Below are 15931 nucleotides of genomic sequence, written 5' to 3'. Positions count from 1 at the left end.
ATCGATTGGAGCGATAATAATGGATGAAGTTTTATTAAAAGAAAATGAAAGAATAGACGATCTTCAATGTAAAGGACTTAAAATAATACAAAACCCCAAGGGGTTTTGTTTTGGTGTAGACGCAGTACTTCTTAGCAATTTCTGCGAAATAAAAAGAAATGCTAAGGTTGTAGACTTAGGCACTGGTACAGGGATAATCCCTATACTAATAGCTGGCAAAAGCAATGCTGAGAAAATCTATGGAATAGAAATTCAAAAAACAGTTGCAGATATGGCAAGAAGAAGTGTACAGCTTAATAACTTAGGAGAAAGAATAAACATAATAAATGAAGATCTTAAAGAAGTAGATAAAATAATAGATGTAAATTCAATTGATGTTGTGGTATCAAATCCACCCTATATGAGTCCCTTGGGAGGTTTGCAGAATCCAGAAAGTTTGAAGGCTATTTCAAGGCATGAAATAAAGTGTACTCTAGAGGATATTATTAAAATTACAGGAAGACTATTAAAGCATAATGGTCATTTTTATTTGGTCCATAGACCCCATAGACTAGTTGATATAATGTGTTTATGTAGAAAGTATAAACTTGAACCGAAAAAAATAAGATTTATACATCCTAATAGAAATAAAAAACCAAATCTGTTATTATTAAAATGTATAAAGGCAGCAAAGCCTGAACTGAAGTTCTTAAATCCTTTGTACGTTTATAATGAAGATGGGAGCTATACCCATGAAATCTATGAGATATATGGAAAAGAGAGTATAAATAGCTTCTAGCTAAGGCTTATATAAAGGAGTAAAAGCATATGGAAAATAAGATAGGCAAGCTATATGTCTGTGCAACACCAATAGGTAATTTAGAGGATATTACAATAAGAGTGCTTAATATATTAAAGGAAGTAGATTTAATAGCTGCTGAAGATACGAGACATACTATTAAGCTTTTAAATCATTATGAGATTAGGAAACCACTTACAAGCTATCATGAGCATAATAAACTTAAGAAGGGGCCACAGCTTATAGAGGAATTGATGGATGGAAAGAAAATCGCATTGGTTAGTGATGCTGGAATGCCTGGGATTTCTGACCCAGGAGAAGATATAATAAAGCTTTGTATTGAAAGTGGCATAAAGGTCGAAGTATTACCTGGAGCAAGTGCTGTAGTAACAGCTTTAGTAGCATCAGGACTAAATACAAATAGATTTTCCTTTGAAGGATTTTTAGATAGAAATAGAAAAAAGAGACGTGAGAGATTAGAATTACTTAGAAAAGATGATAGAACAATTATTTTTTATGAATCTCCCCATAGACTTTTACATACTTTAAAGGATATTGAGGAATTGCTAGATGATAGATATATGGTAGTGGCTAGAGAACTGACAAAAAAATTTGAAGAAATTATAAGGGGAAAAGTCTCTTATATAATAGAATATTTTAAAGAGAATACTCCAAAGGGTGAATTTGTAATCTTAATGGAGGGTGGAAATATAGAAGATATTCATGAGGAAAGCTTTGAAAATATTTCTATAAAGGATCATATACTATTGTATATGGATAAGGGATTAGTTAAAAAGGAAGCAATAAAAAAAGTGTCTAAGGAAAGAAATATACCTAAAAAAGAAGTATATAAACATAGTATAGGAATTTAATACCATAAATTGTTAATTGTTTATTAAAGGAAAATATATAAGCATTGTAGAATATTATAATTAAACATAAACAACTTTTTATATCTAGTTTTAAAATCTCTAGAGAGCTGACATATATATTATGCAATTGTCCCAAATTTAAATTATGTAATTATCTCAAATATTAGTGTCGTTTATCTATAGTTGATGTGTAATTTTCAAAAGGATGTATAAAAAAGAAAAATGCTTGTGTATATCACAAGCACTTAAATTATTTTGACTTTTTTAATTCTTCTACACAGTCTGGACAGATATTTCTACCTTTGTAGTTAATATTATCTTTGGCTTGACCACAGAAAATACAAGCTGGTTCATATTTTTTTAGTATAATTTGTGAACCATCCACAAATATTTCTAATGCATCCTTTTCACCAATATTAAATGTTTTTCTTAACTCCTTAGGTATAACTATTCTTCCCAGTTCGTCTACTTTTCTAACTATTCCTGTAGATTTCATCAAATTCATCCTCCTTTAGACACTGTTCGACATATTTCTCAATTTAAATAATACCAGAACTACCAATAAAAGTCAACCTTTTAAGCAAAATTTATTTCAAATTAAATTATTATTTTGAAATTTATGGGCTATACCCCTTAAAATAACTTGATTTCAATTTACTTAAAATATATAAAAATGTCAAAAAAAATTTTCAAAGACCAAAAATTTAAGGTAATTTAGAATTGAATTTTGTAAAATTCAATTCAGAAAATGTCGATAAATGAATAAATGATTATCAGTTTGACAAGAATATCTAAAAGCTTTAAGATTAGAGTGTATTTACGTAAAGAGTTATATATCTAATTGATAGTGAATAGATTTAATTTTTAACTACAATAGGTGATTTGAGCTTTTACTTAAAGGAGATTTTAAAATGAAGAAAACTATTATGATTGATTTTGATGGAACGATTACAAAACAAGATACATGTGTGGCAGTGGCTAATGAATTCGTTACCAGGGATTGGAAAAACATAGATGAAAGATGGTCTAATGGAGAATTATCTACTCAGCAGTGCAGTCAAATGCTCTTTGATTTAATGGACTTTGATGAGAAGACTTTAAGGAGCTTTCTTGAAAAAATTGAGATTGACGATTACTTTATTAGATTTATTGAGTTTTGTAGAAAAAGAAACTATGATATATATATTGTTAGTGATGGTTTTGATTTTAATATAAGGACAGTGCTAAAGAAAAATAAAATAAATAATATGGAAATTTACAGCAATATTTTTTTCTTTGATGATAAAGGTGAATACAACTTAAAGTTTCCCCACAAATCACAAGATTGTGGGAAATGTGGTACATGTAAAACTTCAATTTACAATAAACTAAAGGAAAGCTCAGATAAAATCATATACATAGGTGATGGATATTCTGATAGATGTGTGGCGGAAAATGCTGATATGCTATTTGCTAAAAGCTATTTGGCCCAGTATTGTGATGAAAAGGAAATAGAATATATTAAATATGACAGCTTCAAAGATGTGATAGATTATTTACAAAAATAATAAAAAACAGAAGTTAATATTCTGATTAGCTTCTGTTTTTTTATTTATATTTTTAAAAATTCTATTGACCTTACTATTATGGGAAGGCTTATAATGAAATTGAACTAGTTCGTAAAGGAAAAGTATCGATACAGGAGGTAAGTATGTATACCATTGGTGAATTTTCTAAGATTGGAAAGGTATCTACAAAAATGCTTAGACATTATGACAAAATAGGATTGCTTAAACCAGAATATATTAATCCTGAAAATAGATATAGATTTTATTCTAAAAATCAGATAAAGGACGTTTTATTGATCAATAGGCTAAAGTTGTATAGATTTTCATTGGAGGAAATACGTGAAGTTTTAGAAAAAGATAATCCAAGTTATCTTAAAAGGAAAATGGAAGAAAAAATTTCAGAATTGACAGAAGAAATAAGTAACAGTAGATATCTTTTAATAGAAATGAAGGATGAGATTGAATTATTAGAGAAGGGAGATGATATAGTGGCTTCAAATAGAAAATTCAATATTACAATAGACACAATGAAACCATTTACAGTTCTCAGTATAAGAGATACAATGTCTATGGATAATATAAGCAGTCTTATAGGAAAGGTTTTTGAAAATATCCATAAATATGAATTAACTGTGACTGGTGAATGTATGACAATATATTATGATAAAGACTTTGATCACGAAAATGCAGATATAGAGGTATGTGTTCCTGTAAATCGTGAATATAAGACTAAGGATATCAGTACAAGAACAATTGATGGAGGAACCTATGCCCATACTACATTTATTGGACCATATAGTGAAATAGGAGAGGGGTACGCAGCTATTTTAGATTGGATTAAGGAAAATGACTATGAAATCATAAAACCTCCATATGAAAGATATATAAAAGGTCCAGGTTCAAAATGCAGTCCTAAGGAATTCGTTACAGAAATATATTTTCCAATTAGCAAAAAATAAGAGGTAGAGAATATATGTGACAGTTAAAGGTCCTTTGTCATGCTTTAAGTATTCCAAAGAATAACCTTAAGACTTTGAACTTAGAACTTACAAATACAAAGGCGTTTTCATACGCCTTTGTATTACTTAAATTGCCAAAGCCCTCTATTGTTTTCTCTGGCTTCCCTTTCAAGCTTTAAAAAAATTTTTTGATACTTTACATTAGGCTGTATAGTCATGATACTGCCATAGCCTTCCTTAAGCAATATGGCATTAAACATATCCTCTTGTAAATTTCCAGTGGAGGGGTCGGTCAGCCATACATATCTTAGAAGACGACCATATTTATCCTTATCCCCAACATCTTTTTCGAGATAAATAACCTTACCCAATAAAGAAGCCTTTGTAAAGCTGCTGGCATTCTTTCCGAAGACCTGGGGATTATTTTTATATTTTCCAACGCTTTCAGGGGTATTTACACCTATTAACCTTATTTTTTCCTCTAAACCATTTAAAATGACTTCAATAGTATCTCCATCAACCACTCTTTTAACAATAGCTCGCTCATAATCGGAATCACCAAGATTATTCCATAGGGAATTATTAATCTCCTTTACAAGATCAACGGCTCGCTCCTTGATATTAGCCATTTCTTCCTTAGTGATAATATTACGAAGTTTATATATTAAATTAGAAAGGTCTTTCTTTAACTGATCTCTATCTTCTTCTGTAAAATGACCACCTATACTATCCTTTATCTTGAATGATATATCTTTAATTTTAGTAAAAAATTCTGATGAGTTATTATTTGCCATTGAAGAAGATTCTTCAGGTATAAAATCTGGTAAAACAAGAAAAAGTAATAGTGCTATAATTATTAGAAAAAATATTTTTTTCATTGTATCCTCCCTTAGGCAGCTAAAAGCTATGATGTCGGATATAAAATTATTACATATTTAATAGTATACCAAACATTTGTACGGAGTAAAATAGATATAATTGAGGAAATTGGATTTATGCAAGTTTCTTAACTAAATATTAATTCTTATATGTTCACAGATGAAGAGAGATATATGTTTTTAAAAAACTAAAATATAAAAGGAAAACTCTTATATTTTAAGAATTTTCCTTTTGCGGATAAATTAATTATTTTACTAGAATATCTATAAAACATTTTATAATAAGAACTTAAAGTACCCTCTTTTTCTTACTAAAGTTTTTTTCCCAGAAGTTCTTAATAAACAAAGTCATTTGAATAATAGAAGTAATACCCTTTATTATACTATCGGTATCCTCCAGTGATTTTGCAGCAGAGCCGCTTTTTTCAGTTATTATATCTATAGTATCTCTAACAGATTTTACATCATGGGATACTTCTCCGGTTATTTCATCAATATTTTTAGCAATAGAAGGCATTTCCGTTAAGGTTTTTTCAATATGTTCCTTATTGATTGACAAAATCTGTTTTACTTCCTTTATAGTTTCATGAAACTTTTTAAGCACCAATATTAAATAAAAAATTAATACGAGCAGCGCCACCCACAAAAGCATGAGTCCTAGGTCACTAAGGGAAATAGTTATCTCATTCATAAAATCACTCCATTAATATAGTTTGTCTTTTGAATTTTTTTATCTTTATATATTAATTCTACAAGCATATGCTTTTTCCTTTTTTATGGTAGTTCTCATAGTGAATTTTTTTCAGGAGCTTCTTGAAGGTCGCTACTTGTTTCATCTTTGTACTTGGGATTTTCTTTTTTAAATATACCTTTAGCTTCAGAAATTTCCTTCCTGAGCCATTCGATTGACTGGGCAATTTCATTATTTACTTTATCCTTTGCTTCCATTAAATCATTTTCAAGATTATTTTTAAGCTCTTCTGCATTTTCCTGAAGCTTTTTACGGGTATTTTCACCTGAATCGGGAGCCGTTAATATACCCGTAAGTCCTCCCATTATACTTCCAATTACAGCACCTATAGTTATACCTTTAGAGAACCCTTTTTTTCTAGCCTTTAATTCTCTCCTCTTAATAAAATTAAACATTTAATACACCTCCCAAAAACTAAACAAGTTAATAAATTAACCTAAATTTCTATATTGCAGTTCTATTAAAATATATGCAAGCTTTTGAAAAATAGTAGTTTTTGTCCTAAAATTATTAGAGTAAAATTGTTAAAATTTGATTATTTTAGTGCTATTAATGTGTATAATTATAATAGGCTAGATTTTATAAGGATAAGTAGGATTGATCTTTAATGAGTTTGCAAGGCTTTAAAAGTTATAAAAATATTTGGGGGTGCTTTTATGTTCAAAGACATAGCTTATAATGAAATGTCAAAGGAAATGTTAAATCAGCTGCAAAAAGGAGCTTTTCTTACTGTAAAGGCTAAAGATGAATTAAATACCATGACTATTGGCTGGGGAAGTGTAGGTTATATATGGAATAAGCCTATATTTATGGTGGCTGTAAGATACTCTAGATACACATATGAACTCATTGAAAAGACAGATGAATTTACTGTGAGTCTACCTCTTACCAAAGATATGAAAAAAGAGTTATCTATCTGTGGAACAAAATCAAAGAGAGAGATTGATAAGTTTAAGGAATGTAATCTAACACCTAAAAAGGGTAAAGTGGTAGATACTCCAATAATTGACCAGTGCGATCTTCATTATGAATGTAAAATAGTTTATAAGCAGGCTATGGAGCCAGGAAATCTAGACAAAAAAATAAAAGAAGCCAAATATTCTGACAGTGATTTCCATGTCCTCTATTATGGAGAAATAGTGGCAAGTTATATTAAAGAATAGAATAGATGTTTTAGATTACAAGGTCACAAGATAAAGGTAAAGCCTAGACTTTACCTTTATCTTGTGGAATTAACACTCTATTCTATTACTATTTACAATGTTTATTTCACTTCTGAGACTCATTAAGACTTAGAACTTACCAATTATAAATTAGAACTTTAAAACATTTTCACAAATGTTTTGCAATATCTATATACTTGGATATCCAACTCTAAAATTTTTATCATTTATCTTTATGCTTCTAGCTTCAATGAATATAGAGGAATCTAAAAGGTCTAATGCAAAATTAGGTAAAGAAACATCTTTTTCAGTTATCTCATCATCAGGACAATCAAAGCTTGCAAATTCTCCTACTCCATTTTCATAAAAACCTATAGAATTGAGTTTGGTATAGTCAAAACAAGATTTTTTGCTCATATTATTCTCTTCATTAATAAAGTAAAAAGAAAAAACCTCCTCAAAAACTATTTTTACTTTATCGGTAGTATTTCTGTGGACTTTAACATCTATAGAAATTTTATCCTTTGGGACATTTATATCAAGCTTTTCAATAGTGCTCTCTTTTAAGCTGTTTAAAATTGGTCCAAGCTTTGTCTCCACCATATAATCACATCCTTTTTTCATCTAAAATTTTATGGGTGTAAATATATAACTATCTACATCTATTTGTATCATAACAGCATATATAATTCAATAGAAAAATATCCTATTAAATATTACATTTTCTATAATATTTAGAATCTTGAAATCATATAATGTAGAACATATGAGAGTATGTTTAGTAGGACAATGTCTAATAGTAGAGACTTTTATCTCGAGGGGGAAAAATGATAAATACTATTTGGTTTTTCATGATTGCTCTAGGAATAATATTTGGTATTCTAAATGGAAAATTAAATATGGTGAATAATGTGGTTATAAAAAATACTGGAGAAGCTGTGGCCTTTGCAATAGGGCTAACAGGAATAATGGCCACTTGGCTTGGACTTATGAAAATAGCAGAAAGGTCTGGACTGATAAAAAGCCTTGGGAAAGTCCTTAACCCCATATTGAGATTTATATTTCCAGACATACCTAAAAATCATCCTGCAGGTTCAGCAATTATAATGAATATGGTGGCTAATATGTTTGGTGCAGGGAATTCTGCTACGGCTCTGGGACTAAAGGCCATGGAAGAATTACAGACATTGAATAATAAAAAGGATACAGCGACTAATGCCATGGCTATGTTTTTAGTAATCAATATGTCATCAATACAACTAATACCTCTTACTGTTTTAAAGGTGAGGGCCGATGCAGGTTCATTAAATGCCACGGAAATAATATCTACAGCCTTAATAGCAACTGCCATATCTACTATAGTAGGAATTACCGCCTGTAAGCTAATGGAGGGGAAGTAGATATATGTACAAAATATTGAGTATAATTTCAATAACAGCAATTCCTCTTATGATAACCATAATATTAGTCCATGGATATATTAAAGGAATTAAACTTTATGATACCTTTGTAGAGGGAGCAGCAGAGGGCTTTAAAACAGCTATTAAAATAATGCCCTATCTTATAGCTATATTCTTGGCAATAGGAATATTTAGGGAATCAGGAGCATTAGAGGCATTTTCACAAATGCTTTTTATACCGGGAAGATTAATTGGACTTCCAAAGGAGGTAATTCCTTTAGCTATTCTAAAGCCCATTTCAGGTAGTGGATCACTGGCTATGGTAAAGGATTTGGTGAATACATATGGACCAGATTCTCTTATTGGAAGAATTGCTTCCACTATGATGGGATCGTCAGAAACAATATTTTATACCATGGCAGTATATTTTGGAGCTATAGGAATAAAAAAATCAAGACATACATTAACATGTGCTATGATAGCCCATGTAGCAGGGGTTATTGCTTCTGTCATTGTGTGTAGAGTAGTATTTTCTTAATTTAAACATATTATTAAAGATATAAAGGATGACTATATTACCTTTTTTTATGAAAATTAACATTTATTTGATGTGGTCCTATGTTATGATTTTTAGGAACTTAGAACTAATGTTGATATATAGCCAACTAATGACCTATAGTGTAATTATTATTCATCTAAATATACAGATTATTGTTGTGCTTTATGTTGTTACATATGTTGAAATTTTTTGAAAAACATGATAAGATAAATAATGTCAATAGACATTTATAAATATATTTAAAAAATTTATAAATATCCATATGATGGTAGTGAGAGATACCTTCTAGGTAGCCGAAGAAGCAATATATAGTTTGTCAAATCTATATAGAATCTTTCAGGCAAAAGGATCGCTATCTGATGGGACTCTGGAAAGACCTAAATGGCGCCGAAGGAGCAATACATTATATCTTTAGAAATGTAGAATCTCTCAGGCAAAGAGACAGAGGAGTATGAATGACTATTATGTTATTCGTATTCTTTTTTTGATAGGATATGCAGATAAAAATATTGATAGACAAAATAGACTTTAAAGAAAATAATTAACTTTTCTACATTTTACTCAAATTTGTTAAACTATAAACTTTTAATAATGTTATGAGTTTTCATATTTATACTTTTCAAAGTTTATATAATAGGTATATAATAGATGTTGAAATGTAGATAAAAATACTACTTGGTATTAGATGTATTTAATTAAAAAAAGTATACGAATTAATAGTTCTGAGTAAATAAAAGGATTTTGCCAATTAAATAATTTTGTTGGTCTTTAACTCAGTCAACTATTATAAAATTTTACAAACAACATAATCATGATTAATATATAATCGAAATTAGAAATATCTATTACATTTAATTCATATATAGAGCATTTCAAAAAATTGGATTTTGTTTAAATACAAGGGCTTGATGTCCTTAGGCTTTATTATATAGCTATAGCTTCGTACTAAATATTGAGAGGAGTGGAAAAAATGAGTTGTTGTTGTGGCAAAGAAAATGAAAATGCAAAAGAAATGCAAGTTGATTTTGAAAAATTAGCACCTATAGTAAGTAAATATAAGGGAACAAAAGGAACATTAATCAGTGTTCTTCAAGAAGTACAGGAAATTTACAATTATTTGCCTATGGAAGTTTTAGATTATATAGCCGGGGAAATAGGTGTAAAACCTGCTAAGGTATATGGTGTAGCAACTTTTTATACTCAGTTTAGATTAGATGCCGTTGGAAAACACATTATTATGCTTTGTCAAGGTACTGCATGTCATGTAAATGGTTCAAAAGCTATTGAAGAGGCCGTTTGTGATGAGCTAAACATTAAAGAAGGTGAAACAACAGAGGATAATTTATTCACATTAGAAAATGTTGCCTGTCTTGGATGCTGCAGTTTATCTCCCGTTATGATGATCGATGGAGAAACCTATGGAAATCTTACACCGGATAAGGCAAGAAAGATTATTAGAGAAATCAAGGAAAACGAAAGTAAGGGGGTATAAAGCATGAAGATAGTTATTGGACAAGGAAGCTGTGGAATAGCAGCAGGAGCAAATAAAGTGCATTCAGAATTTGAAAAGCAGATAAAAAGTAAAGATCTTCATGTAGAGCTTACTTTAACTGGATGTATAGGGATGTGCCATTTAGAACCTATAGTGGATATTATAGACGATAATGGAGAGAAGACAACATATGTACAGGTAAAGCCGGAAATGATAGATGAAATAATTACAAAGCATGTTGTAGGAAAAGAAAAGGCCAGTGAATATACAATAAAGGAAATAGATGAAAAAGCAATAGGCAAGCAAAAGAGAATAACCCTTAGAAATTGTGGAATTATTAATCCTGAGCATATTGAAGAATATATAGAAAAAGGCGGATATGAAGCTGCTAAAAGAGCAATTAAAGAATTGGGACCAAATGGAGTAATAGAAGAAATTAAGACAGCAGGCTTAAGAGGTAGAGGAGGAGCAGGCTTCCCTACATGGTTTAAATGGAATGCAGCAAGACAATCTCCGGGAGATGAAAAGTATATTGTCTGTAATGCAGATGAGGGAGATCCAGGGGCATTTATGGATAGAAGTATCTTAGAAGGAGATCCCCACAGTTTAATTGAAGGTATGATTATTGGTGGATATGCAATGGGAGCTAAAGAAGGAGTTGTTTACGTTAGAGCAGAATACCCTTTAGCTATTGTTCGACTTAAAATTGCAATTGAGCAGGCAAGAGAAAGAGGCTTTTTAGGAAAAGGAATATTTGGCGATGAAAACTTCAATTTTGATATGAGAATAAAAGCTGGTGCAGGAGCCTTTGTATGTGGTGAAGAAACAGCCCTTATTGCATCTTTAGAAGGAGAAAGAGGTATGCCAAGACTTAAGCCTCCATTTCCAGCACAAAAAGGATATTGGGGAAAACCTACCAATATAAATAATGTTGAGACCTTTGCCAATGTACCATGGATACTTGCAAATGGAGGAGATGCCTTTGCTGCAATGGGAACAGAAAAGAGTAAAGGAACTAAGGTTTTTGCCCTTACAGGTAAAATTAAAAAAGGCGGTTTAGTTGAGGTTCCTATGGGAATGCCAATTAAAGAAATCATCTTTGATATTGGCGGAGGTATTAAAGACGATAAAGAATTTAAGGCAGTTCAAATGGGTGGTCCATCGGGAGGATGTATTCCTTCAGAGCTTTTAGATACTCCTGTTGACTATGATTCAATAAGTAAAACTGGTGCTATAATGGGTTCCGGTGGTATGGTTGTAATGGATGAAACAACTTGTATGGTAGATATGGCTCGTTTCTTCCTTGATTTTACTCGTAAAGAATCCTGCGGTAAATGTATATATTGTAGACTTGGTACAAAGAGAATGCTTGAAATCCTTACAAGAATTTGTGAAGGGGAAGGAAAAGACGGAGATATAGAACTTCTTGAAGAATTAGGTACTAAAATAAAAGAAGGATCTCTTTGCGGACTTGGACAAACAGCTCCAAATCCGGTTCTTAGTACAATTCGTTATTTTAGAGAAGAATATGAAAAGCATATATATGATAAAAAATGTCCAGCTAAACAATGTCAAAATCTATTAACATACAGTATTAACAAGGATAAATGTGTGGGATGTACTCTTTGCTCTAGAAAATGTCCAGTGGGAGCAATAACTGGTAATGTGAAGGAGCCTCATGTTATAGATACTGAAAAATGCATTAAATGTGGTGCATGTAAAAAAGCATGTAAATTTGAAGCAATAGAAGTTAACTAGATAGGGGTGAAAAAATATGCCAGAAATAAGATTGAATATAAATGGAAAAGAAGTTACAGGATATAAAGGTCAGACTATACTTCAAGTGGCAAGGGAAAATAATATAGAAATACCTACTCTTTGCTATGATGAAAGAATAGAAATTTATGGGTCATGTGGACTTTGTGTTGTAGAAGTAGAAGGAGTACCAAAGCTTCTAAGGGCATGTGCTACGGAAATAAGAGATGGAATGGTTATTAAAACAAATTCTCAAAGGATAAGAGAGTCAAGAAAAACTGCCCTGGAACTTTTACTTTCAGACCATGTTGGAGATTGTCGACCACCATGTGTACTAGCATGTCCAGCCAATACAGATTGTCAGGGATATGTAGGACTTATTGCAAATGGAGAATATGATCAGGCTCTTGAGCTTATAAAAGAAGAATTACCTCTACCTGCAAGTATAGGAAGAGTATGTCCCCATCCATGTGAAGATGCATGTAGAAGACAACTTGCCGATGAGCCTATATCTATAGCATGGCTTAAAAGCTTTGTAGCAGATATAGATTTAAAAAATGAAGATGCTTTTATTCCGGAAATTAAGCCGGATACTGGAAAAAGAGTGGCAGTTATAGGTGGCGGTCCTGGAGGACTTACTTCAGCATATTATCTTGCCAAGGAAGGCCATGAAGTAGTAATATTTGAAGCTATGCCTAAAATGGGAGGAATGCTTAGATATGGTATCCCACAATACCGTCTTCCAAAGGAAGTTCTTGATAAGGAAATAGGTATAATTGAAAAAATGGGCGTAGAAATGGTTAATAATATAAGAGTTGGCAAGGACATAGACTTTAATCATATAAGAAAAACCTTTGATGCAGTTTATGTAAGTATAGGAGCTTGGGTAAGTGGAAAGCTAAGATGTCCAGGTGAAGATTTAGAAGGGGTTATAGGCGGAATTGACTTCTTAAATAAGGTTTCCTTAGGACAGTCTATTAAAATCGGGGATAAAGTAGCCGTAGTTGGTGGAGGAAATACAGCTATGGATGCATGTAGAACTGCTGTAAGACTTGGAGCTAAAGAAGTTTATCTATTATATCGTAGAACAGAGGCAGAAATGCCTGCCGATGAGGTAGAAATAATTGAAGCAAAAGAAGAAGGGGTAATATTTAAGTTTTTAGTTAGCCCTATAGAGGTAATAGATGAGAATGGAAAAGCTAGTAAAATTAGACTGCAAAAAATGAAGCAGGGAGAACCTGATGAAAGCGGAAGAAGAAGACCTGTACCTATTGAAGGAGAAGAAGAAATAATGGAAGTGGACTCTATTATTTCTGCGATAGGACAAAAAGTTAATCCAGCAGGATTTGAAGAATTAGAGCTTACAAAAAGAGGAACAATTTCTGCCGATGAAAATAGTTTTAAAACAAATTTAGATGGAGTTTTTGCTGGTGGAGATGCAACTAATAAGGGAGCAAGTATTGCTATAGAAGCTATAGGAGAATCTAAAAGAGCGGCTGGAGTTATTTGTAGGTATCTTGAGGGAGAAGATATTCCCTATAAAAAACCTTATTATGTAGAAAGACATGATTTAACAGAAGAAGATTTTGATTATGTAGAAAAGAAAAGTAGACCTAAAATGCCACATCTTTCTCCTGAGGCAAGAAAAACTAATTTTGAAGAAGTAGTATTCGGATATAGTGAAGAAGATGCTAAGCAAGAAGCTATGCGATGTCTTGAATGTGGATGTCATGATTTCTTTGAATGTAAATTAATTGAGTATTCAAATGAATATGATGTAAAACCTGAAAGAATCAGTGGTGAAGTTCATAAACGTCAAACAGATGATGATCATCCATTTATTCAAAGAAATGCAGATAAATGTATTCTCTGTGGTTTATGCGTAAGGGTATGTGATGAAGTAATGGGTATTTCAGCCCTTGGCTTAGTAGATAGAGGGTTTGATACAATCGTTAAACCGGCCTTGGATAAGCCTTTGAGAAATACAGATTGTATATCATGTGGACAATGTATTAGCGTGTGTCCAACGGGAGCTCTTGGAGAAAAATTATCTATAGATAAATCTGTTCCTGTTAAGGCAAAGGAAACTCCTACAATTTGTTCCCACTGTAGTGTTGGATGTAATATTAATTTAAATACAAAGGGCGATATGCTTGTGAGAGCCCTTCCAAATAGAGAAAGCAAGGTTGATGATGGATTACTATGCGTAAGGGGTAGATTTGGATTTGATATTGCTTCAGAAAACACAAGAATTATAAAGCCTTTAGTTCGCAAAGGAGATAAACTTGAGGGAGTTTCATGGGAAGAAGCAGCCCTTCATGCTGGAAAGAAAGCTAAAAGCTTACAATCTATTTATGGCAATGATTCCTTGGCTGTGGCTGTTTCAGATAAATATACAAATGAAGAAATTTATTTGATATCCAAGTTTGCAAAGGAAGTATTAAATACTGATAATGTAGTTTCCTTTAACAGTTTACAAAATGGAATAAAGGATGTACTTGGATACGATGCTTCAACAAATACCTTTGGAGAAATCCTTTCTACAGAAACAATAATTCTTATTGGGTCTGATATAATGAATGATCATACTGTTGTTGGACTTAAGATTAAAAAAGCTGTAGAAAATGGAGCCAAGCTTATTACCATTAATCCAAGGGAGACAAGAATAGATGAGTGGGCATATAAAAAAGTAGTTCCTGAAAATAATGTATCATTCTTAAAGGAAATAACAAAGGCCCTAATTGATAATGGATTTATGCCATCTGATAAGAGAGCAGTAGGTTTTGAAGAATTAAAAGCAAGCCTTGAAGGAGTTAAGGTAAGTGAAGAAGCTAAGGAGATAGCTAATATCTATGGAAGTTCTAAAAAAGCTATGCTTGTATTTGATCAAAATGGTATTACAGCCGATGGAGCAAAGATGATTGCAAATATGGCAGTTATATCTGGACATATAGGAAAAGCTCGTAATGGTATTATACAGCTCAAAGCTAATAATAACAGTCAAGGCCTTGTGGATATGGGTATCTCAAAGGATTCACAGGAAGTTATAGCAGGTATAAAAGAAAAGAATATTAAGGGATTACTTGTATTTGGAGAGGATATATCCAATGTAGATTTAACAAATCTAGAGTTCTTGATGGTTGCAGATATTAATTTAAGTGAAACCGCTAAAAAAGCAGATGTTGTTTTACCAGCAGTCGGATTTGCAGAATCTAGAGGAACCTATACAAACAGTGAAAGAAGAATTCAAAGAATAAATCAAGCTATACCTCCTCTTACAAAGACAGAAAACTGGGAAACAGTATTAAAGCTTGCAGAAGTATTAAGTAGTGATATGGAATATAATAGTCCAGAGGATATACTGAAGGAAATATCAGTAAATATACCAGAGTACTTTAAGGTTAACAAGGAAATGGAACAATATATTTTCTGGCCATCTCAAAGAAGTCCTATACTTTATGGAGATGAAGATGGATTTAATTTCCCAGACAAAAAAGCTAGACTTCAAATTGTTGAGGATGGTAAGCTGTTTGATAAAAAAATCAATACAAGTCATTTGAATAATGATTTTATAGAAAAACTTAAAAAAGAAGAATTGATTTAACTAGAACAATATTACGTGTTTCAGTAGGTTGATGAAAAATAATCAGAAGTTACATTTTGCCAAAGGTTTTGATTCTCCTTTATAAAAACTGTAAAAATCTCTCTTTAAAAACATTATAATCTGATTTTTTTCACAACCAAATAATATATATTTTTTGATTAAAAAATCCCGGG

Annotated in this window: 15 protein-coding genes and 2 riboswitches; of the genes, 10 read left to right on the top strand and 5 right to left on the bottom strand. The window is 31.5% G+C overall.

Going from position 1 to position 15931, the window contains the following annotated elements:
- Positions 1–19 precede the first annotated feature (19 nt).
- Both B5X81_RS19190 and rsmI read left to right on the top strand, forming a co-directional pair.
- Positions 20–778, top strand: a complete 759-nt coding sequence (locus B5X81_RS19190; RefSeq protein WP_079494040.1) for a tRNA1(Val) (adenine(37)-N6)-methyltransferase — start codon at positions 20–22, stop codon at positions 776–778.
- A gap of 29 nt (positions 779–807) precedes the next feature.
- Positions 808–1650, top strand: coding sequence for a 16S rRNA (cytidine(1402)-2'-O)-methyltransferase (gene rsmI / locus B5X81_RS19185; RefSeq protein ID WP_079494039.1), 843 nt, complete (start codon positions 808–810; stop codon positions 1648–1650).
- Positions 1651–1900: 250 nt separating this feature from the next.
- On the opposite strand, the gene B5X81_RS19180 is transcribed toward rsmI, so the two are convergent.
- Positions 1901–2146, bottom strand: coding sequence for an AbrB/MazE/SpoVT family DNA-binding domain-containing protein (locus B5X81_RS19180; protein WP_079494037.1), 246 nt, complete (start codon positions 2144–2146; stop codon positions 1901–1903).
- A 415-nt stretch (positions 2147–2561) separates the two neighbouring features.
- Between B5X81_RS19180 and B5X81_RS19175 the strand changes: the two genes are divergently transcribed.
- Both B5X81_RS19175 and B5X81_RS19170 read left to right on the top strand, forming a co-directional pair.
- Entirely contained in the window at positions 2562–3197 is a 636-nt protein-coding gene (locus B5X81_RS19175) for an MtnX-like HAD-IB family phosphatase (protein WP_079494036.1), read from the top strand.
- A gap of 143 nt (positions 3198–3340) precedes the next feature.
- Entirely contained in the window at positions 3341–4156 is an 816-nt protein-coding gene (locus B5X81_RS19170) for a MerR family transcriptional regulator (protein WP_079494034.1), read from the top strand.
- 122 nt (positions 4157–4278) lie between these two features.
- On the opposite strand, the gene B5X81_RS19165 is transcribed toward B5X81_RS19170, so the two are convergent.
- The 3 genes from B5X81_RS19165 to B5X81_RS19155 form a co-directional block, all read right to left on the bottom strand.
- Positions 4279–5034, bottom strand: coding sequence for a thermonuclease family protein (locus B5X81_RS19165; protein ID WP_208985097.1), 756 nt, complete (start codon positions 5032–5034; stop codon positions 4279–4281).
- A gap of 289 nt (positions 5035–5323) precedes the next feature.
- Complete coding sequence (locus tag B5X81_RS19160) at positions 5324–5725, bottom strand: DUF948 domain-containing protein (RefSeq protein ID WP_079494033.1); 402 nt, start codon at positions 5723–5725, stop codon at positions 5324–5326.
- A gap of 95 nt (positions 5726–5820) precedes the next feature.
- Entirely contained in the window at positions 5821–6180 is a 360-nt protein-coding gene (locus B5X81_RS19155; RefSeq protein ID WP_079494031.1) for a YtxH domain-containing protein, read from the bottom strand.
- A gap of 261 nt (positions 6181–6441) precedes the next feature.
- Between B5X81_RS19155 and B5X81_RS19150 the strand changes: the two genes are divergently transcribed.
- The gene (locus B5X81_RS19150) at positions 6442–6948 is read left to right on the top strand and encodes a flavin reductase family protein (protein ID WP_079494030.1); all 507 of its coding nucleotides are present in this window, start codon (positions 6442–6444) and stop codon (positions 6946–6948) included.
- A 189-nt stretch (positions 6949–7137) separates the two neighbouring features.
- On the opposite strand, the gene B5X81_RS19145 is transcribed toward B5X81_RS19150, so the two are convergent.
- On the bottom strand, positions 7138–7572 hold the full coding sequence (locus B5X81_RS19145) for a YxiG family protein (RefSeq protein ID WP_139380395.1): 435 nt from the start codon (positions 7570–7572) through the stop codon (positions 7138–7140).
- 203 nt (positions 7573–7775) lie between these two features.
- On the opposite strand from B5X81_RS19145, the gene B5X81_RS19140 reads away from it, so the two are divergent.
- The 5 genes from B5X81_RS19140 (at position 7776) to B5X81_RS19120 (ending at position 15758) form a co-directional block, all read left to right on the top strand.
- Entirely contained in the window at positions 7776–8348 is a 573-nt protein-coding gene (locus tag B5X81_RS19140; RefSeq protein WP_079494027.1) for a nucleoside recognition domain-containing protein, read from the top strand.
- 4 nt (positions 8349–8352) lie between these two features.
- A complete protein-coding gene (locus tag B5X81_RS19135; RefSeq protein ID WP_079494025.1) occupies positions 8353–8886 on the top strand; it encodes a spore maturation protein in 534 nt (177 codons plus the stop codon).
- Positions 8887–9169: 283 nt separating this feature from the next.
- A riboswitch (glycine riboswitch) is annotated at positions 9170–9269 on the top strand.
- A gap of 3 nt (positions 9270–9272) precedes the next feature.
- Positions 9273–9354: riboswitch (glycine riboswitch) on the top strand.
- 523 nt (positions 9355–9877) lie between these two features.
- Positions 9878–10399 (top strand): NADH-quinone oxidoreductase subunit NuoE, encoded by a 522-nt coding sequence (nuoE, locus tag B5X81_RS19130; protein WP_079494024.1) that lies wholly within the window; start codon positions 9878–9880, stop codon positions 10397–10399.
- Between the two features lie 3 nt (positions 10400–10402).
- Positions 10403–12157 (top strand): NADH-quinone oxidoreductase subunit NuoF, encoded by a 1755-nt coding sequence (locus tag B5X81_RS19125; RefSeq protein WP_079494022.1) that lies wholly within the window; start codon positions 10403–10405, stop codon positions 12155–12157.
- Between the two features lie 16 nt (positions 12158–12173).
- A complete protein-coding gene (locus tag B5X81_RS19120) occupies positions 12174–15758 on the top strand; it encodes a molybdopterin-dependent oxidoreductase (RefSeq protein ID WP_079494021.1) in 3585 nt (1194 codons plus the stop codon).
- Positions 15759–15931 lie beyond the last annotated feature (173 nt).

The sequence above is a fragment of the Maledivibacter halophilus genome, from assembly GCF_900167445.1.
Taxonomy (GTDB): domain Bacteria; phylum Bacillota; class Clostridia; order Peptostreptococcales; family Caminicellaceae; genus Maledivibacter; species Maledivibacter halophilus.
Note: the sequence above shows the minus strand (reverse complement) of the source record. Positions and strands in the feature narration are given on the sequence as shown.